This window comes from Roseomonas sp. BN140053 (assembly GCF_047690175.1).
Taxonomy (GTDB): domain Bacteria; phylum Pseudomonadota; class Alphaproteobacteria; order Acetobacterales; family Acetobacteraceae; genus Roseomonas.
In genome coordinates this window covers 75,238-94,117 of sequence record NZ_JBLLEB010000018.1, presented here as the reverse complement: position 1 = coordinate 94,117, position 18,880 = coordinate 75,238, and the positions used below count along the sequence as shown (strand labels likewise).

16 protein-coding genes, 1 rRNA gene and 1 pseudogene are annotated in these 18,880 nt (G+C 72.4%); 10 read left to right on the top strand and 8 right to left on the bottom strand.

Translation table 11 applies throughout. The annotated features are described in order from the left end of the window. Positions 1–120 (bottom strand): 16S ribosomal RNA (locus ACLIBK_RS16475); the annotation flags it as partial. A gap of 679 nt (positions 121–799) precedes the next feature. Here ACLIBK_RS16475 and ACLIBK_RS16470 point away from each other — a divergent pair. After that, positions 800–2,284, top strand: coding sequence for a mannitol dehydrogenase family protein (locus ACLIBK_RS16470; RefSeq protein ID WP_415388371.1), 1,485 nt, complete (start codon positions 800–802; stop codon positions 2,282–2,284). On the opposite strand, the gene ACLIBK_RS16465 is transcribed toward ACLIBK_RS16470, so the two are convergent. Continuing rightward, positions 2,281–3,939, bottom strand: a complete 1,659-nt coding sequence (locus ACLIBK_RS16465; RefSeq protein ID WP_415388370.1) for a glycoside hydrolase — start codon at positions 3,937–3,939, stop codon at positions 2,281–2,283. The two genes, ACLIBK_RS16470 and ACLIBK_RS16465, sit on opposite strands and share 4 nt — an antisense overlap. 52 nt (positions 3,940–3,991) lie before the next feature. On the opposite strand from ACLIBK_RS16465, the gene ACLIBK_RS16460 reads away from it, so the two are divergent. The 7 genes from ACLIBK_RS16460 (at position 3,992) to ACLIBK_RS16430 (ending at position 10,146) form a co-directional block, all read left to right on the top strand. After that, positions 3,992–4,444 carry a CoA-binding protein gene (locus tag ACLIBK_RS16460; RefSeq protein WP_415388373.1) on the top strand — a complete coding sequence of 151 codons (453 nt, stop codon included), beginning with the start codon at positions 3,992–3,994 and terminating at the stop codon, positions 4,442–4,444. Between the two features lie 79 nt (positions 4,445–4,523). Beyond that, a complete protein-coding gene (locus tag ACLIBK_RS16455) occupies positions 4,524–5,633 on the top strand; it encodes a glycosyltransferase (protein WP_415388369.1) in 1,110 nt (369 codons plus the stop codon). Positions 5,634–6,080: 447 nt separating this feature from the next. After that, positions 6,081–6,869: a TIGR04282 family arsenosugar biosynthesis glycosyltransferase gene (locus tag ACLIBK_RS16450; RefSeq protein ID WP_415388368.1), complete on the top strand. Its 789-nt coding sequence runs from the start codon at positions 6,081–6,083 to the stop codon at positions 6,867–6,869. A 144-nt stretch (positions 6,870–7,013) separates the two neighbouring features. Next, entirely contained in the window at positions 7,014–7,826 is an 813-nt protein-coding gene (locus ACLIBK_RS16445; RefSeq protein ID WP_415388367.1) for a DUF2076 domain-containing protein, read from the top strand. Between the two features lie 284 nt (positions 7,827–8,110). Continuing rightward, the gene (locus ACLIBK_RS16440; protein WP_415388366.1) at positions 8,111–9,397 is read left to right on the top strand and encodes an MFS transporter; all 1,287 of its coding nucleotides are present in this window, start codon (positions 8,111–8,113) and stop codon (positions 9,395–9,397) included. A 163-nt stretch (positions 9,398–9,560) separates the two neighbouring features. Further along, positions 9,561–9,797, top strand: coding sequence for a hypothetical protein (locus ACLIBK_RS16435; RefSeq protein WP_415388365.1), 237 nt, complete (start codon positions 9,561–9,563; stop codon positions 9,795–9,797). 7 nt (positions 9,798–9,804) lie between these two features. Next, a complete protein-coding gene (locus tag ACLIBK_RS16430; RefSeq protein WP_415388364.1) occupies positions 9,805–10,146 on the top strand; it encodes a DUF6883 domain-containing protein in 342 nt (113 codons plus the stop codon). Between the two features lie 152 nt (positions 10,147–10,298). On the opposite strand, the gene ACLIBK_RS16425 is transcribed toward ACLIBK_RS16430, so the two are convergent. Both ACLIBK_RS16425 and ACLIBK_RS16420 read right to left on the bottom strand, forming a co-directional pair. After that, on the bottom strand, positions 10,299–11,633 hold the full coding sequence (locus ACLIBK_RS16425; protein WP_415388363.1) for a dicarboxylate/amino acid:cation symporter: 1,335 nt from the start codon (positions 11,631–11,633) through the stop codon (positions 10,299–10,301). Between the two features lie 156 nt (positions 11,634–11,789). Continuing rightward, positions 11,790–12,926: a threonine synthase gene (locus ACLIBK_RS16420; protein ID WP_415388362.1), complete on the bottom strand. Its 1,137-nt coding sequence runs from the start codon at positions 12,924–12,926 to the stop codon at positions 11,790–11,792. A gap of 269 nt (positions 12,927–13,195) precedes the next feature. On the opposite strand from ACLIBK_RS16420, the gene ACLIBK_RS16415 reads away from it, so the two are divergent. Next, positions 13,196–13,645, top strand: coding sequence for a DMT family transporter (locus tag ACLIBK_RS16415; protein WP_415388361.1), 450 nt, complete (start codon positions 13,196–13,198; stop codon positions 13,643–13,645). A gap of 210 nt (positions 13,646–13,855) precedes the next feature. Here the strand turns inward: ACLIBK_RS16415 and ACLIBK_RS16410 are convergent, their stop codons facing one another. From ACLIBK_RS16410 to ACLIBK_RS16395, 4 genes and pseudogenes are all read right to left on the bottom strand, one after another. After that, on the bottom strand, positions 13,856–15,283 hold the full coding sequence (locus ACLIBK_RS16410) for a M20 family metallopeptidase (protein WP_415388360.1): 1,428 nt from the start codon (positions 15,281–15,283) through the stop codon (positions 13,856–13,858). A gap of 181 nt (positions 15,284–15,464) precedes the next feature. Continuing rightward, the gene (locus ACLIBK_RS16405) at positions 15,465–16,361 is read right to left on the bottom strand and encodes a hypothetical protein (RefSeq protein WP_415388359.1); all 897 of its coding nucleotides are present in this window, start codon (positions 16,359–16,361) and stop codon (positions 15,465–15,467) included. A gap of 45 nt (positions 16,362–16,406) precedes the next feature. Next, positions 16,407–16,625 (bottom strand): annotated as a pseudogene (locus tag ACLIBK_RS16400) (diguanylate cyclase); the annotation flags it as partial. A 252-nt stretch (positions 16,626–16,877) separates the two neighbouring features. Next, positions 16,878–17,999, bottom strand: a complete 1,122-nt coding sequence (locus ACLIBK_RS16395; RefSeq protein WP_415388358.1) for a M20 family metallopeptidase — start codon at positions 17,997–17,999, stop codon at positions 16,878–16,880. 230 nt (positions 18,000–18,229) lie between these two features. On the opposite strand from ACLIBK_RS16395, the gene ACLIBK_RS16390 reads away from it, so the two are divergent. Continuing rightward, complete coding sequence (locus ACLIBK_RS16390) at positions 18,230–18,820, top strand: TIGR00730 family Rossman fold protein (protein ID WP_415388357.1); 591 nt, start codon at positions 18,230–18,232, stop codon at positions 18,818–18,820. The last annotated feature ends 60 nt before the right edge of the window (positions 18,821–18,880 follow it).

Genomic DNA, 18,880 nt, shown 5'->3' with positions numbered 1-18,880 from the left:
CATGTTCCTACGCGTTACTCACCCGTCCGCCACTGACGATCCGAAAACCGCCCGTGCGACTTGCATGTGTTAAGCATGCCGCCAGCGTTCGCTCTGAGCCAGGATCAAACTCTCAAGTTCATCGCGCGCGCCGAAGCCGAAGCTTCGCTGCACGGATGCCGTTCGAACCAGCTCCGCTCACCATTCTCGATGCAATGCGTGTTTCCGAAGAACCCCGCCACTCACGCGCGCCCATTCCGGGCAGCGGGAGCCAGCGAAGCGGAAACCGCTTACTTGCTTCCAAAAGACAGATGCGATTGTCAGAGATCTGATCCCACCAACCCGGCGCTGGGCGCCGGACCGACGGGAACTGGCCCCGCATCACTGCGGAGCCCACCAGATAGTGCCCGGAGGCACAAAGATCAAGAGGCCTCAGCTCGATTTCTTCTCGCTTCAAAGTACGGCCACCGAGCTCTACTTGGTTCGGCACCGCATTCGGAGAAGGAGTTCTTCGCTGCGACGAGGAGGTATTTGGCATACCGCTTCGCCGACATCAAGACCCCTTCGCGAACTTCGCTGAAAGTCTCACCCGCCTGGCGGCGGAGGGGCGGGAGATAGAGCAGCCCCGCCCCGGCTTCAAGCCGTCCTTGCGGCTTCGTCCCGATCTCCTCCGCCGGCAGGTCTGCGCGGGGCGGCGGGCATCCGGGGCGTGGGGCTGCTTGCCCGCCAGCATCCGCCTTGCGCGGCCCGGGTCCCTCCCTGCCCGTCGCGGCGAGCGGCCCTATGCTGCCGGCCCGACCGCAGAGAGAAAGGGCACGCCATGATCCCGCTGAACGCCCGCAGCCTCGGCGACCTGCCCGCCGCCGTCGCGGCGCCCCGCTACGACCGGGTGGCCGTCACGGCCGGCATCGCGCATCTCAGCTTCGGCAACTTCCACCGCGCGCATCAGGCCGTGTTCCTGGACCGGGTGCTGCACCTGCCGGGTCAGGCGGGCTGGGGCATCTGCGGCATCGGGGTGGTCGACGACGCGGCGGAGCGCCGCAAGGCGGCCGCGCTGGCCGAACAGGACGGTCTCTATACCCTGACGGAATGCCCGCCGGCGGGGAGCCCCTCCCGGCGGGTGATCGGCTCGGTGGTGGACTACGTTTTCGCGCCGGACGATCCGCGGGCCGCGCTGCGCCGGCTGGCCGATCCGGCGATCCGCGTGGTGTCCATGACGATCACCGAGGGCGGCTACGCGTCGGAGGCCGCGACCGGCAGCCGCGGCGCGCTGGAAATGCCCCATCCGGATCGGCCGCGCGGGGCTTTCGGCTTCCTCGTGGAAGCCCTGGCGCGGCGGCGGCAGGCGGGGATCGCGCCCTTCACCGTGCTGTCCTGCGACAACCTCCGAAGCAACGGCCAGGCGGCGCGGGCGGCGGTGCTGCGCCTTGCCCGCGCGCGCGATCCGGAACTGGCGGCCTGGATCGCGGCGGAGGTCGGCTTCCCCAACAGCATGGTGGACCGCGTCACCCCGGCCGTGCCGCCGGACCGGGCGGCAGAGTTGAACCGGCAGAGCGGCGTGGTCGACGCGCTGCCGGTGTTCTGCGAGGATTTCCTGCAATGGGTGCTGGAGGACGACTTCCGCGCCGGCCGCCCGCCGCTGGACGCCGTGGGGGTGGAATTCACCGCCGACGTGTCCGCGCACGAGGTGATGAAGCTGCGCCTGCTCAACGCCGCGCATAGCATGCTGGCCTATCCCGGGCGGCTCGCCGGCCTGGCCACGGTGGACGCCGCGGTGGGCGAGCCGCGGATCCGGGCGCTGCTGGACGCCTTCCTGGAACGCGACGTCCTGCCGACCCTGGCGCTGCCGCCCGGGCTCGATCCCCGCCGCTACGGGCAGCAGGTGCTGCGGCGCTTCTCCAACCCGGCCATCGGCGACCAGCTGTCGCGCATCGCCTTCGACGGCCTGTCCAAGCTCCCGCTCTTCCTGGGTGACACGCTGCGCGCCGGCCTGGAGGGTGGCCGGGACATCCGGCGCCTCGCCTTCCTGCTGGCGTGTTTCGCCCGGCACCTCGGCGGCGTGGACGACCGCGGCGGCCGCTTCGTGCCGGAGGAGCCGCGGCTGACGGAGGCCGACCGCGCCCTGCTGCGCGACCCCGACCCGGCCGCGCCGCTGCGCCTTTCGGCCTTCGCGGACTGGCGGCTGGATCGCTTTCCCCGCTTCGAGGCGGAGTTCCTGCGGTTCCGCCGCGGCATCGCCGCGGCCGGAACGCTGGCCACCCTGGCCGCGCTGCTGGAGGAAGCGGAGGGCGCCGCTGCGCCCTAGCGGACCGCCCCGGCCCGCGCGGTGCCGACGCGCCGCAGGCGCAGCAGGGCGGGCGCGGCGAGGCCCAGGGCGCAGGCCGTCCAGCCCAGGGCCTGCCAGTTGTGCGCGCCTTCCAGCACCGCGCTGACCACCGCGGCCAGGAACAGGGTGCCGCCGGCCCAGAGCTCGGCCCAGCCGCCGCCGCGCCGCGGCAGGTCGCGCAGGGCGGCGCGGGCCAGCACCGCCACCAGGGGCACGGCAAAGGTGGCGAAGGGGAAGTCGCGGTAGCGCGGGTCGAACAGCAGCAGCAGTTGCAGCACCGCCGCGGTCCACAGGAACAGGAAGCCCAGGTCGTCCAGCGCGAAGCCGCGCCAGTCCCGCCAGTGCAGCCGCAAGCGCAGCGCGGCGCGCACCGTGGCGGTGGCCTGGGCGCCGTTGCGGTCGGGTTCGGCGGGCAGGCCGGACAGGCGGCGGCCGGCGCGGCGCAGCAGCAGCGCGGCCAGCGCCGCCTGCCCCAGCAGGTTGACCGCCACCGACACCAGCAGGTGCTCGTCGAAGGCATAGGGCACGCCGCCGCACCAGGCGAAGGCCAGGGCATTGCCCAGCGCCATCGCCAGGATCGCCAGGGGCCAGCCGGCGGCTGCGGGAAAGACGCGGGCCGTCGCGGCGAAGAGGGCCGCGCCCAGGATCGCCGCGGCGCCGGCGTACCAGCCCCAGTCGGCATTCTCCCGCACCGGGCCGCTGAGGGCGAATTTCGGGGTGCGGTCGGCGGTCCACAGCCCCCAGGCGGCGCCCACCGTGCCCTCGTTCTTGTACTTCCAAACCTGGTCGAAGGCCTCGATCACGTTGTAGTCGAAGCCTTCCGCCACGCTCAGCGCGGCGAACTCCCGCAGGAAGCGCGCCTGATCGACCACGGAGGGCACCGCCGCTTCCCGCCAGCGGCCATGCGAGGGCCAGCCGACCTCGCCGATGGCGATCGGCTTGTTGGGAAACAGCGCCCGCATGCGGCGGAAGATGTCGCGCACGTGGTCGATGGCCGGGCCGACGGCCAGGGGCTCGTCTTCCCAGTAGGGCAGGATATGGATGGTGACGATGTCCACGTGGTCGGCCATCTCCGGGAACTGCACCCAGAATTCCCAGACATCGGCGTAGGTCACGGGCTGGCGCACCTGCGCCTTCACGCGGTCGAGGTAGGCGGCCAGCGCCGCGGGGGGCAGGTCGCGGCGCAGCAGCACCTCGTTGCCCACCACCACCCGCTCGATCGTGTCGGGGAAGCGGTTGGCGGTTTCGACCAGCTTTTCCAGCTCGCGGTCGTTCTGCCGGAGGTCGCGGCCCAGCCAGGCGCCCTTCCACACCCGCAGGCCGTGGCGCTGCGCCAGGGCGGCGACCTCGTAGTCGCCCTCGATGCTGGCATAGGTGCGGATGCCGCGCACCCCAGGGGCGATGAGGCGGAGATCCTCCTCGACCTCGGCGGCGGAGGGGAAGATGTTGCGCAGCGGGCTCTGCCCGGCCCGGAAGGGGGCGAAGGAAACGCTGTTCAGCCGGTCCGCCGGCATGGGCAGGCCGGCCAGCTGGGCGCGGTTGGGCCACCACCACACCAGCAGCGTGAGCAGCGTGCCGCCGAGCAGGGCGGCCGCCGGGGCGAGGCGGGGAAACAACCGGGTCGCGTGTCGCATGTTCCTGTGTTCATACAGGCGCCGGGCGCCGTGGCTAGAAGGGGTGGGAATGATGGCGGTGGATGGTCTCTCGGATGCGATGGTGCGGGAGCTGCTGCTGCGCACGCGGCGGATCGCGGTGGTGGGGGCCTCGGACAAGCCGGGGCGGCCGAGCTTCGGGGTGTTCCGCTTCCTGCTGGACCGCGGCTACGACGCCGTGCCGGTGAACCCCGCCCTGGGCGGGCGGGCGGTGCACGGGGTCGCCTCTCTGGCCGGGCTGGACCAGGCGGCGCCGCTGGACCTGGTGGACGTGTTCCGCCGGTCCGAGGACGCGGGCGCCGTGGTGGACGAGGCGGTGGCGCTGGGCGCCGGGGCGGTGTGGCTGCAGCTGGGCGTGGTGGATGCCGCGGCGGCGGAACGCGCCCGGGCGGCGGGGATCACCTGCGTGATGGACCGCTGCCCCGCCATCGAGTGGGGCCGGCTGGGCCTGCCGGCCCGGATCGGCGACGGCGCGGGGGCGGCGTGAGGCGCGGCGCGGGAACCCGGCGGGAACCGGTGGACGGGGCGGCCGCGGCGGTCGGGCGGGGTGCGCGGTGAAGGTCATCATGATCCCCTCCGTTTCGGGGGGCGTCGGGCATATCTCGCGCACGGGGGTGCTGGCGCGGGCGCTGCGGCGGCTCGATCCAGGGGTGTCCGTGGAATACGTGCTGGATGCCGGCCGGCTGCGGCCCTTCAACATCGCCGCGGTGATGCAGATGGGCTACCGGCCGCGGCTGCTGCCTGCCCGCACCCGCGACAACCGCGACGCCGTGGCCCAGGCATGCCTGGACGATGCCGACGTGATCGTGGACGATTCCATGCGCTACCTGGTGCCGCTGCGCGCCTGCCTGCCGCGCGCCGCCTGGGTGTCGGTGCCGATGTACCCGGTGGGCGACGAGCTGTTCGACGACTGGCCCTGCCTGGAACAGACCGACGCGGTGATCTGGGCCTATGCCCCGCTGGTGGAACGGCCGGCGGAGTTGGACCTGGTGGCCGACAAGTTGGCCGTGACCGGCCCCTTCCTGGACATGGGCGAGGTGCCGGAGCGCGAGGCGGCGCGCGCCGCCCTGGGCATCACCGCCCCCTTCGTCGCCTATGCCCCGCGCGGCTTTCCCTTCGGGCTGATCTTCGGCCACCGCGCCCTCCATGCGGCGATCGAGGGCGTGGCGGCGCTGCGCCGCGGCGCGCATCCCGAGCTGCAGCTGCACCTGATGGCGGTGAAGAACCCCGGCGAGTTGCGCGGCATCGCCGGCGTCCCCGATACGCTGCCGGATTGGGTGGTGGTGCACGGTTTGGCGCCCCAGGCCGAGGCGCTGGCGCGGATGCGCGCCGCCGACATCCTGCTGGCCGAGGGCAGCAGCACCATGCACGAGGGCGCCTCCCTCGGCACGCCGATGGTGCTGATCCCCGGGCCGATCGCGGAAACCCTGAACCTGGCGCGCGCCCTGGCCCGGCACCGCGGGGCACACAGCGTGGAGCCCGACGACACCACGCCGGAAGCCCTGGCCCGCGCCTTTGCCGCCGTGCTGGACGACCGGACCGAGGCGGCGGCGATGGCGGCGCGGGCGCGGGCGGCGGTCACGGTGGGCGGCGGGGCGGAGGCCGCGGCGCAGCTGGTGCTGCGGGTGGCGGCGGAGCACCGGGCCAGGCGTGCCGCCCGCGGGGAGGCGGTTTGACGCACCGGCTCCGCCGGGCGCTGCTCTGCTGGCGGGTTCTGGCCGCCTGGGACAGGGGCGATGGGCCCTCTCGCTGGAGCTGACGGAAGCCGGGCTGCGCCCGCGCCGCTGGGACGGGGCCTTCCCCGGACCGGGAAGCTGCCTGCCACGCAGCAGGGCAGTATCGGCCCGCTGTCTTGCCCGGGCTGCCGGGCAGCTTGCGGCGCCTTGTAGGCCCGAGCGCCGGCGAAAGAACTTCCTCCCTCGGGCGAGTTCGGGGCGATGCCGATGCTGCCGGACCGGCACGATGGCGAAGATGTCACTCCGCTCACGCGTCCTTGTGCCGCTTTCTGCTGGCTCCTGCCCCTGCCCGCGCCGCAGATTGGAAGCGGACCCCCGGGGATGGGCGATGCCTGTGACCAGACACTGCCTGCCTGCCACGCCGCCTCCTGCCGGGGGTGAGGTGCCATGAGCCGCGGCGGCAACGGGCTCTGCGCCGTGGCGGTGATGGCCAAGGCGCCGCGGGCGGGCAAGGTGAAGACGCGGATGTGCCCGCCCCTGCTGCCGGAAGAGGCCATGGCGATGAGCGCCGCCTTTCTGCGCGACATCACCGGCAACCTGCGGCTGGCGGCGGAAGCGGCGCCGCTGCACGGCTTCGTCGCCTATGCGCCGCTGGGGCTGGAAAGCCTGTTCGACGGCTTGCTGGCCGAGGGCACGCGGCTGGTGCTGGCCGACGGCACCGGCGAGATGCCGCCCGGCGTGCAGGGCTTCGGCCGCTGCCTTCTGCATGCCGCGCGCGCCCTGTTCGCGCAGGGCTACAGCGCGGTGTGCCTGCTCAACGCCGACAGCCCCACCCTGCCCACCGCGCATCTGCGCCGGGCCGCCGAGCTGCTGCTGCTGCCCAGGGCGGAAGGGCGGGCGGTGCTGGGGGCGGCGGAGGATGGCGGCTACTACCTCCTCGGCATGACGGCGCCGCACCCGACCTTGTTCGAGCGCGTGTCCTGGAGCACCGAACGCGTGGCGGAGGAAACCCGGGAGCGGGTCGCGGAACTGGGGCTGGAACTGGCGGAGCTGCCGCCCTGGTACGACGTGGACGACCGCGCCGCCCTGCAGCGGCTGGTGGCGGAAACCGCGCCGGGGAGGCCGGTCGGGCTGACCGCCCCGCCCTTCGCCGCGCCGGCCACGACGGCCTGCCTGCGGGAGATCGCGCTGGCCGAGCGCCTGCGCCCCGCCGTACCGGTGCCGGCAGTGGCCTAGCCCCGTCACGGCCGCGGCTTCCCGCTACAAAGATTAACAGGTTGTTAGAATCGCATTGAAAGCGGCGGAGAACTGGGCCAACTCCGCCATCCCTAGCATTCGCGCGCCTTCGCGTCGCGGCGGCAGGCGGAGAGATCGAGCACGATGACCGAGGAAGAACGCCGCATCATCACGGACTTCGTGACGCGGGTGTCCGGGGCGCAGGCCGCCCCGCCGGCGCGTTCATCCAGCCCCTGGGGCGGCAGCGTTCCCAACACCCAGGCCGCGCCTGCCCTGCCGCCGGTGGACCCGGAAGCGGATCGGCTGATCGGCGAGCTGTTCACCCGCTACCCCGAGGCGCGCTACCGCCTGACGCAGACCGCCTTCGTGCAGGAAGCGGCGATGGTGCAGGCGCAGAACCGCATCCAGGAACTGGAATGGCAGCTGAAAAACACCCAGCGCCAGGCGGAGGCCAACCAGGCGCCGCAGCGCGGCGGTTTGTTCGGCGGCATGTTCGGCGGCGGGTCGCGGCCCAACAACGTCCCCCTCACCCCGCGGCCGGAGCCGATGCAGCCGCCGGGCGGCATGGCGCAGCAGCAGTTCGCGCAGGGTCGCGGCGGGTCGGGCTTCCTGGGTACGGCGCTGACCACGGCGGCGGGTGTCGCCGGCGGCATGGTGCTGGGCAACGCGCTGATGGGCATGTTCTCGGGCGGCGGCGCGGCTGCCGCGGCGGCGGCCAGCCCGGTGGCGGATGCCGCGACCGGTGCCGGCGCCTTCGGGCAGGAGCAGGTGGCGACGCCGGCCTCCTCCCCCTGGACCGACCCGACCGGTGCGGGCGGGCAGGACGCGGTGCCGGTGGCGGACAGTTCCGCGGCGCAGGATGCCGGCTGGGGCCAGGACGATGCCCAGGCGGCCGGCTACGACAACGGGGATGACGCGGCGGGCTTCGACGACGGCGGCTTCGACGACGAGGTCTGACCGCTGAGCTGCACCGGGCTGCATGCGGCCCGGTGCGGCATGACGGCGCCAATGGGCGCGCCGGCCCATGCGGGCGCGCATCGGGTGTCGGGGCCAGGGCGCCCTTCGGCGCTTTCCAGGCATTGTTGCCGGCCAGCCCTCCCCGTTGCAGGGTCGCTTGGGCTGGCCTCCTCGCCCTCGCCGCGGCACCGCTTTCCTGACGCGACGCGAGGCTGATGCCGGTGTGAGCCGCATGGCTGTAACGCGTTGACCCTGCAGGGCACCGGGCGCAGCTTGCCGGCGCCATGTCCAGCTTCGCGCCCGCTGCTTCCCCCGTTGCCTCACCCCTCGTCGGCCCGTCGCTTGCCGGCCCTCCGGGTGGGCCGGCGGCGCCGGAGGAAGCGCCCTCGCGCGACTGGCGCACGATCGGGCTGATCGGCACGGCGCATTTCTTCTCGCATTTCTACATGCTGTGCCTGGTGCCGCTGTTTCCGGCCTGGCACGCGGAATTCGGCGTGTCCTTCGCGGCGCTGGGTCTGTCGTTGGCACTGATGAGCGGCGTGACGGCGGTGCTGCAAACGCCGGCGGGCTTCCTGGTGGACCGCTACGGCGCGCGGTCCTTCCTGGTGGGCGGGTCGCTGCTGATGATGCTGTCGATCGCGGCCATGGCCGCGGCGCCGAGCTACTGGGTGATCCTGGCGCTGGCGGCGCTGTCGGGCGTGGGCAACAGCGTCTACCACCCGGCGGATTATTCCATCCTGGCCGGCAGCGTGAACAAGGCGCGCATGGGCCGTGCCTTCGCCATGCACACGCTGACCGGCAATCTCGGCTTCGCGGTGGCGCCGCCGCTGGTGGCGGTGCTGGCGCTGTCGGTGGGCTGGCGCGGGGCGCTGCTGGCGGTGGGGCTGCTGGGCCTGCCCGTGGTGGCCGCCATCCTGTGGCAGTCGCGCTTCCTGGTGGACCAGGCCAAGCCGCGCGAGGCGAAGGGCACGGCGGGGCCGATGCTGCTGTCGCGCCCGATGCTGCTGTTCTTCGCCTTCTTTCTGCTGACCACCATGGCGACTTCCGGCTTGCAGGCCTTCCTGATCCCGCTGCTGGACAAGCAGTGGGGCGTGCCGGTGCAGATCGGGTCCTTCGCCCTGACCGGCTACATGGTGGGCATGACGCTGGGGGTGCTGATCGGCGGCTGGTATGCCGACCGCTACAAGCAGCACATGGCCTTCGTGTTCGGGCTGACCGGGGCGGGGATGGTGCTGTTCCTGCTGCTCGGGCTGGTGCGGCTGCCGGACCTGCTGGTGCCCGCCGTGGCGCTGCTGGGCGGCGTGGCCCTGGGCGCCGCCCGTACCCCGCGCGACGTGATGGTCAAGGACGCCGCGCCGCCGGGGCAGATCGGCAAAGTGTTCGGCTTCGTGTCCTCGGCCCTGCCGCTGGGGCAGGCGCTGGTGCCCGTGCCCTTCGGCTGGCTGCTGGACGCCGGCTACGCCTTCCTGGCCCTGCCGCTGGTGGTGGTGCTGCTCGGCCTGTCGCTGCTCTGCGCCGGTGCGGGCCGCAGCGAAGCGCGGTCGGCGCCGGGGCCGGTGGCGGCGGAGTAGGAGTTGGGCTGTTCGGAAGCTGCGAGGAGCTTCCGGCCTTTCCGCTCCGGACAAGAGCAAGGATGCCGGTCCCTGGAGCCGAACCGTGGTGGGATTCCTGGGCTTCGCTTGAAGGCTCGCGGCGTGCACCCTATCGTTTCGCCGGCAGCGAGGGAGGCCGCAGATGGCCGGTGCCGGAAGTCATGCCGCGCAGGACGGAACCCCCGCCAGGCGGTATGACGAGCTCACGCGGGTCAAACTGACGGCCGCGATCAGGACCGAGAACAGCCAGATCATGCCGATTGGTGCCAGCGGTACGGTGCTGTCGGTGTTGCAACGCGGCGCAGCCTACACCGTGGAATTCACGGAACCCTTCCCGGCCCTGGAAAACATCGAGGCTTCGAAGCTGACCCGGGCCTGAGCGGGTGGTGCAGCTTCCGAACTGCTCAGCGCACCAGATTGCCGACAGGAAGATAACCCACTACCTGCTCGACCCGAACAGCAAGGACGGGCGCAGCAAGTGCTCGTACTTCGCCGGGCAGGGATTCTCGCTGGCCGAATGGCAGCTGCTCCGGGACGCGATCATGCAACACCCGATGGACCACCTGGTCACCGGTGAGCCACGGCGCGACAAGTGGGGGCGTCGATACGAGGTGCGGTGCAGCCTCAGGACGCCGAACGGGAAAAATCGCTGCATTCGGACGATCTGGCAGATAGACGCCGACGATCCCCGCCCGAAGTTCATCACGGCTTACCCGGCAGACACTTAGGCCACCCTCCGGGAAGGCCAGTATCTGGCATGGAGCGCCGACATGGGGCCACCGGCCCGTGGCGACCTCCCGACCAGGCCGGGTCCGGGCAACGATGATGGCCCGGACGGTGCCTTTCTCAGGTCCATCGCGTTCCCGCGACCCGCGGGACGCTACTCCGCCGGACGGGCCCGTGCCGCGGCCTCGTCCGGCAGCGCGGCCACCGGGCCGCTGGCGCCGACGCCGGCCACCGGCAGGCCGTGCAGAGCGGCATGCAGGCGGGCCGGGTCGAGTTCGCCTTCCCAGCGACTGACCGCGACGCAGGCGACGCCGTTGCCGACGAGGTTGGTGAGGGCGCGCACCTCGCTCATGAACTTGTCGATGCCGATCAGCACCGCCAGGGCGGTGATGGGGATATCGGGGATCACCGACAGAGTGGCGGCCAGGGTGATGAAGCCCGCTCCGGTGACACCGGAGGCGCCCTTGGAGGTCAGCATCGCCACCAGCAGGATGGTCAGCTCCTGGCCCAGCGTCAGGGGCGTGTTGGTGGCATAGGCCAGGAACATGGTGGACAGCGTCATGTAGATGTTGGTGCCGTCCAGGTTGAAGGAATAGCCCAGCGGCACGGTGATGCCGACCACCTTGGGCGAGCAGCCCAGGCCTTCCATCTTGCGCATGATCTGCGGCAGCACGCTCTCGCTCGACGAGGTGCCCAGCACGATCAGCAGTTCCTCGCGGATATAGGCCACGAAGCGCAGGATGGAGAAGCCGCAGAACCAGGCGATGGCCCCCAGCACTACCAGCACGAACAGCGCCGAGGTCAGGTAGAAGGTCGCCACCAGCTCACCGAGCTGCAGCAGGGAGCGCACGCCGTAGGCGCCGATGGTGAAGGCCATGGCGCCGAAGGCCCCCACGGGCGCCGCCTTCACCACGATGGCGACGATGCCGAAGAAGATCCGCCCCAGCGCGTCGACCGCGCCCGAGGCTGCTTCCCGCGCCCGTTCCGGCAGGGCGTTGATTGCGAAGCCGGTGATGACGGCCAGGAACAGCACCTGCAGCAGGTCGCCATTGCTGAAGGCGCCCACGAAGGTGTCGGGGATGATGTTCTGCAGGTGGGCGGAAACGCTGTCCTGCGCGGCGCGCTGGGTGAAGCCCTGGATGGCGCTGGCGTCCAGCGTGGAAGCGTCGATGTTGAAGCCGCGCCCGGTGCCGAGCACCTTGGCCACCAGCAGCCCGATCACCAGGGCGAAGGTGGAAACCACCTCGAAATACACCAGCGCCTTGACGCCGACGCGGCCGACGCTGCGGGCGTCGCTGACCGAGGCGATGCCGTGCACCACGGTGAAGAACACCACCGGCGCGATCACCACCTTGATGAGCTTCACGAAGCCGTCGCCGAGCGGCCGCATCGCCGCGCCCGTTTCGGGCCAGAAGGCGCCCAGGATGACGCCGAGCACGATGGCGATCAGCACCTGGACGTAGAGCAGCGACAGCCAACGCTTCGCCATGATGACGCGGTTCTCCTCCGGCAGGACCGGAGCGGCCTGCGCCGGGGGCGCGATACGGGAGCGCAGGCTGAGTCGAGATGGAGGAATGGTTACGTCAGCGTCACCCGTTGCACGCGCGGACGGGACCCTCGCGGGTGCCGCGCCCGGGTGGGCCCGCTACAGCGCCACGCCACACAGCTCGGCGATGGCCGGCGTGGCCTTGAGCCCGGTGCCGGTGAGCAGCACCACCGTACTCTCGGCGGCGCCGACCGTGCCGGCCGCGCGCAGCTGGCCGAAGGCCGCCGCCGCCTGGGCGCAGGTGGGTTCCACGTAGAAGCCGCGGGCGGCGAGGTCGCGGGTGGCCGCGGCGATCTCCGCCTCTTCCAGCAGCACGGCGCCGCCGCCGGTGGCGCGCAGGGCCTGCAGGACCTCGGGCTGGCGGATCGGCTGGGCGATGGCGGTGCCCTCGGCGATGGTGGGGCGCGGCTCGGCGGCGGGGGCGCCCAGGGCGGCGCGGGCGATGGGGCCGCAATGGGCGGGCTGGGCGGCGAAGAGGCGCGGCAGGCGCGCGATCTGTCCGGCGCGCAGCAGTTCGGAAAAGCCGATCCAGCAGCCCAGCACGTTGGAGCCGGCACCGCAGGGGATCACCACGTTGTCGGGGGCGCGAAAGCCCAGATCCTCCCACAGCTCAAAGGCCAGGGTCTTGGTGCCGTGCAGGAAGAAGGGGTGCCAGTTGTGGCTGGCGTAGAACAGGCCCTCCGCGGCTTCCCGCCCCTGGCGCAGGGCTTCATCGGCGCAGTCCTGGCGGGTGCCGGGCACCAGTTCGATCTCCGCCCCCGTGGCGCGCGCCTGCACCGTCTTGGCCGGGGAGGTCGCGGCGGGCACCAGGATCTTGGCCCGCATCCCGCCGGCCGCGGCATAGGTGGCGATGGCTGCGCCGCCATTGCCGGAGGAGTCTTCCAGCACCCGCTGCACCCCGCCATGCCGCAGCAGCGACAGCATCACGGAGGCGCCGCGGTCCTTGAAGGACGCGGTGGGCATGAACCACTCGCATTTCAGCAGGGCGGTGCCGCCGGGGATGGCGCGTTCCAGCAGCGGCGTGCGGCCCTCGCCCAGGGTGATCGGCGAGGTGGGGCGAAAGGGCAGGGCTGCGGCGTAGCGCCAGATGGAGCGCTCGCCGGTGGCGATCTCGTCGCGCGACAGGCCGGGCAGGTCGGTCAGCAACAGCGGCTGGCCGGCGTCGCCAGACCAGCGCGGCTGGTCGAGGGGCCAGGTCTGGCCGGAACGGGGATCGAGATAGGCGGGGGCGGTCATGCGCGGCGGAGCCTGACCCGCGGGCGGGAGAACGGCAAGGCGGGTCCCGCCGGGCCTGCGGCCGGGAGCGGGGATGGGGCGGGCATTCCGCACGGGCGCGGGGGGACATCGGGATGGCTGCTCCAGGCGTGATCGGCGGGTGGCTTGCGCCACTCTCGCCGCGGCCAAGCTGCTGGCGGGGCGCCCTGCCCCCTGCCCTGCCGTTCCGGCATCCAGGTCCCATTGCCGGGCCATGTCCCGGCCTGTTTCGCCCCCGAGGATGAGAACCGATGTCCGCTTGGCTCCTGTGGCCCTTCGCCTTCCTGGCCGGGGTGCTCAACACCGTGCAGTCCGGCACCAACACCACGCTCAACAAGGCGCTGGAACAGCCGGTGCTCGCCGGGATGGCGGTGTATGGCGGCGGCATCCTGGGGCTGCTGCTGATGAGCCCCTTCCTGGGCCTGTCCTTTGCCGGGCTGGGCGGCAAGGCGGCGCAGGCGCCGTGGTGGGCCTGGACGGGCGGGGTGATCGGGGCGGTCTACGTGCTGGCCACGCTGACCCTGGCCGGCCGCATGGGGGCGGGGCCCTTCACCGCCGTGACGCTGACCGCGGCGGTGCTGGCCTCCCTGGCCATGGACCATTTCGGGCTGGTGGGGTTCGAAGTGCATCCCGCCAACCTGTGGCGCGTGGCGGGCGCGGTGCTGATGATCGGCGGCGTGGTGCTGATCGCCCGGAACTGATGCCGGCGCGGCGATGTGGTGGCCCGGGAAAGGCCGGGGGAGTGAACTCCCCCGGACCCCCTCCTTCTTTCGGGAGTAAAAGGGGCACTGCGGCCACGGGCGCACCGGAAAGACTCACGAAAATAGAAGGGGGTCCGGGGGGATACTTCCCCCCGGCCTGCTGCCTCCGTCGAGCCGGAACAGAAACCCGACCTTAGGCGGCCCCGGTGGTCAGACGCCTCGGCTCATCGCCGCGATCGGCGGCTGGATGTCGGCCGGCAGCGGGGAGCGATAGGGCGTCTCCGCCGTGCGGGCGGCGAGGTCCGCCTTGGCGCGGTCGATCACCGCGGGGTCGCGCAGCGCGTCCACGGCGGTGCCGGCCATCACCTTGGCCACGTGCACCATGCCCTTGTGCGCCAGCGGGCTCTTGCCCTGCGCCGTCAGCTGCCAGGTGTGGAAGGGCGTGCCCACGGCGCAGGTGGCGCCGCGCGCCTGCACCGTCGGCACCACCCAGGACACGTCGCCCACATCGGTGGAACCGTTGCCGCCATCGCCCTTGGCTTCCAGCGGCACGATGAAGTCGGCCAGCGGGATGTCCTTCTTCACGGGCACGCCGGCGCGCTTGAAGGCGGCGGCGATGTCCTCCTCCGACAGGGTGGCGCGGATGGCCTCGGCGAACTGGCGGTCAGCGTCGTCGAATTCCGGCGGGCCGAGGCGCTCGAAGTTGTCGTGCATCACGCGTTCCAGCGGCGCGTTGGGCATCAGGTTGGACACGGCGCTGATGACCTGGGTGGACACGCTGGTTTCCGTCATCAGCGCGGCGCCGTCGGCGATCTTGCGCACGCGCGCCACCAGCGCGTTCAGACCCGCCAGGTCGGCGGCGCGGATCAGGTAGCGCACCTTGGCCCGGGCCTGCACGACGTTGGGCGCGATGCCGCCGGCGTCGAGGTAGGCGTAGTGGACGCGGGCGCCGTCGGGCATGTGCTCGCGCATATAGTTCACGCCGACATTCATCAGCTCCACCGCGTCCAGCGCGGAACGGCCGAGGTCGGGGGCGGCCGCAGCATGCGACGCGCGGCCCACGAAGGTGAAGTCGATGCGGGTATTGGCCAGGCTCACCGCCTCGTTCACGCCGGCCAGCGAGGCCGGGTGCCAGGAGATGGCGATGTCGACGTCCTTGAAGGCGCCCTCGCGCACCATGAAGCCCTTGGCGGCGCCGCCTTCCTCGGCCGGGCAGCCGTAGTAGCGCACGCGGCCCTTCACCCCGTTGGCGGCCATCCAGTCCTTGACCGCGGTGGCGGCCAGCATGGCGGCGGAGCCGAGCAGGTTGTGGCCGCAGCCGTGGCCCACGCCGTCGCCGGGCAGCGGGCGCGGCTCGGCCACGCCGGCTTCCTGCGAAAGACCGGGCAGCGCGTCGTACTCGCCCAGGATGGCGATCACCGGGCCGTCCTCGCCCGCCTCGCCCATCACGGCGGTGGGGATGCCGGCGACCTCGCGGGTGACGCGAAAGCCCTCCTTTTCCAGCATGGCCAGGTGCTCGGCGGCGGAACGGTGCTCGCCATAGGCCAGCTCGGGCATGCCCCAGACGCGGTCGGAGAGTTCGACGAACTCGTCCTTCTTGCTGTCCACGAGGCGCCAGACTTCCTCGGTGTTCTGCATGGAAACGGGCTCCGGGTGATGCTTGATGGGGAACAGGTTACTCCCGGCGGGGGTGGGCGGGCCAGGGCCGACCGCCGAATGTTCCGGCCTCGCTGCCGGTGCGGTCCGTGCAGGCACGTCGCCGCCCCGCGCGCCTGCGTGCCCGGCGGACCGGGCCACGGCGGGTCCTGCGGTGCGGCGTTCAGCGCAGCTTAGCCGGGTCGATCTCGAACACCAGGGGAAAGAAGGTGTTCCAGCTGCTCCAGCGCTCCGAGCCGGCCTCGCTGACCGCCCAGAGCATGCCGTCCGGCGCGCCGCCGATATCCTCGATGCCCCCGGGCATGGCGTGGTCGCCCAGGATCGCGCCGCTGCGCGGGTCGAGGCGGAACAGCCGGCCCATCTGGTTGCCGCTGCTGGCGCTGACCCAGAGCCGCCCCTCGCGGTCCACCGCGGCGCCCTGGGCGTGCAGCGGCAAGGGCAGGTCGTACCGCGCATCCGCCGCGCCGATCGTATCGTCCCGCCCGTCCATGATCCGCGACACCGGCACCGATACCAAGCGCGGCGCGCCATCCCGCCGATGGGCACCGAACCACAGGGAAGCCCCGTCGCAGCCCAGGAAGCTGGGGCCCAGGGCCGGGTCGACGCGGCGATGCGCCAGGATCGGCGGGCTGCGCCATTCTTCCAGCCGGGTGGCGTCTAGCGCCAGCAGCCGGCCGCTGTCGGCGACGAACAGCATGCGGCCATCGGTGTCGAGGCCGCCGGGATGGCCGAACTCGGGCGGCAGGGGAAAGCTGCCCAGCACCGCGCCGCCCTCGCGGTCGAGGCGGAACACGCGCGACGGGCCGGTGTTTCGCTCGCGCAGCCGGCTGCGATAGGCTGCCACCAGCACCTGCCCGCCCAGCACGCAGAGGCCCTGCGGGACGTAGCCGGCGTTCAGCGCGGGCGCCCAGTAGCGCCGGCCGATGGCCGCGGCATTCGGGACCTCGGACAGGGTGCGCTCGACGTAGTCGGGCGGGCGGCCGGGCGGCAGCGCGGTCTCGGCACGAAGGGGGGCGGCCAGCAGCGCCGGGCCGGCGAGCAGCAGGCCGCGGCGGTTCATGATCCGCTGGCCCGTTGCGGTGGCGATCCCGGGACGTGGCGGCGCTCAGGCATGGGCATGGCCGACCGCCCGGTTCCGCCCCAGCCGCTTGGCCTGGTACAGGTGGGCATCGGCAGGCACCGAACGCAGCAGGGCCTGGGACACGCTGCGCAGCACGTCGTCGCCGGTGAGGTGGCCGTAGCGGTCGTTGATGCCCTTGAAGTGGTCCACGTCGATCATGACGAGACTGAACTCCCGCCCGGTGGCCCGCGCCTGAGTGAATCTCCTCGCCCAACGTTTGGAAGCGGCCGCGGTTCATTGCGCCGGTCAGCTCGTCGATGCCGGAGTGCCGCAACAGGTCCTCGTAGCGGTGGCGGCAGGTCAGCTTACCGAACAGGTCCGCGATCGGGTGCGTCCGTGCCGCCCGCGGCGCTCATTCCAGGAAATGCAGGTAACCGCCCAGGGCGAGGCTGCAGAACACCGCCGCGCCCATCTTGGCGGCCCAGCCGCCGAACAGCGTCGGCCAGGGGGGTGTCTTCAGAGGGTTTCCAGCAGCCCCGCCAGCACGCGCCCGCGCGGCGCCAGGTCGCGCCACAGGATGTGCTCGTGGGGAGCATGCGCGCCGGCGCCGGTGCAGCCCAGCCCGTCCAGCGTGGGGATGCCCAGCGCCGCGGTGAAGTTGCCGTCCGAGCCCCCGCCGCGGTGCTGCTTGGGCAGCTCGTAGCCTTCCGCCCGCGCCAGCTCGCGCGCCGCCTCGTAGAGGCGGAGGTTCTCGGGGGACTCCACCATGGGCGGGCGGTTCATGCCGCCGGAAACGCTGATGCGGATGCCGTCCGCCTCGCCGGCCAGGGCCAGGATCTCGCGCTCCATGGCTTCGCCGTCGGGGATGCTGTCCACGCGCAGGTCGATCTCGCAGCCGGCTTCGGGCGGGATCACGTTGGGACGGGTGCCGCCCCAGACCGGGGCGACGTTGGTGGTCACGCCGCGCACGAGGTCCACCATGCCGTGCACCCGCTCGATCAGCCGCGCCAGCGCCACCACGGCGGAGCGGCCCTCGCTCCAGTTGCCGCCCGAATGGGCCGAAACGCCCTGGATCTTCACGTCGAAGCGGCCGACGCCCTTGCGCGCGGTGACGCAGGCGCCCTGCGCGCCGCCGGCGGGCTCGGGGATCAGCACCGCCGCGGCGCCGCGCGCCTCGCGCTCAATCACCGCGCGGGAGGTGGGGGAGCCGACCTCCTCGTCCGGGGTCAGCAGCAGGGTGATCGGGCGGCGGGTCGGGACCTTCTGCCGCAGGATCTCGCGCACCGCGTGGAATGCCAGGAAGGAGCCCGCCTTCATGTCGTAGATGCCGGGGCCGAAGGCCTTGTCGCCCTCGACGCGGTACGGCATCGGCCCGGCCAGGGTGCCGTGATCCCACACCGTGTCGAGGTGCACGGACACCAGGATCGGGGCGCCCTCCCCAGGGGTGCGGACGATCAGGTTGTCGCCGTAGCCGTCGCGGCCGGGGATGCGCTCGGGGGTGGCGCCGGCCTCGCGCAGCCCGTTCTCGGCGCGGCCGACCAGCCGGTTCACCGCGGCGGCGTCGGTGGTGGGGGTTTCCTCCTCCACCCAGGAGCGCAGCTCCTCCAGCAGGCGCTCGCTGCTGCCGATCTCGGTCACGGCCAATGGGGGCTCCTCGCTTCGCCGGGAATGAGGCCCGCGGGTGTGGCGCGGCCCGTGCCGCTTGTCCACGGCGGGCGCGGCCCGTTCCCGCTCCCAGCGTGCTCACACCCCGGCGCGGGACGCCCTGCGCCGGGCGGGGACGGGTTGCCCCGGCGCCGCGGGCGCGCGATGGAGAAGGTCGCCCTGTTCCCCTTTCGCGGTCCTGCCCGCCACACGACATCGGACTGATGCCCATGCAACGAGTCTGCGTTTTCTGCGGCGCCAACCCTGGCGCCCGTCCCGTCTTCGCCGAAGCCGCCCGCGCGCTGGGCACGGCCATCGCTGCCCGCGGCCTGGGCTTGGTGTATGGCGGCGGCAAGGTGGGGCTGATGGGCGTGGTGGCCGATGCCGCCCTGGGTGCCGGCTCGGAGGTGGACGGGGTGATCCCCGATGCGCTGATGGAGCGCGAGCTGGGCCACGGCTCGGTGACGCGGCTGCACGTCGTCCGTTCCATGCACGAGCGCAAGGCGATGATGGCGGAGCTGTCGGACGGCTTCGTGGTGCTGCCCGGCGGCTTCGGCACGCTGGAGGAAGCCTTCGAGGTGCTGACCTGGTCGCAGCTGGGGCTGCACAACAAGGGCACCGTGTTCCTGGACGTGGAAGGCTACTGGGGCGGCATGCTGTCCACGCTGGACGCCATGCAGGACGCCGCCTTCCTGAAGCCCGAGCACCGGCTGCTGGCGATGCGGGCGGAAACCGCCGACCAGGCGCTGGACATGCTGGCCAGCTTCCGCCCGCCGCCGGTGGCGAAGTGGATCGAAACGCCGGCCCAGGCGTGACCGCCGGGGAAGCGCCAGACCGGTCCCGCCCGGCCGGGGCAGGCCCGCAGCTGCCCGAGG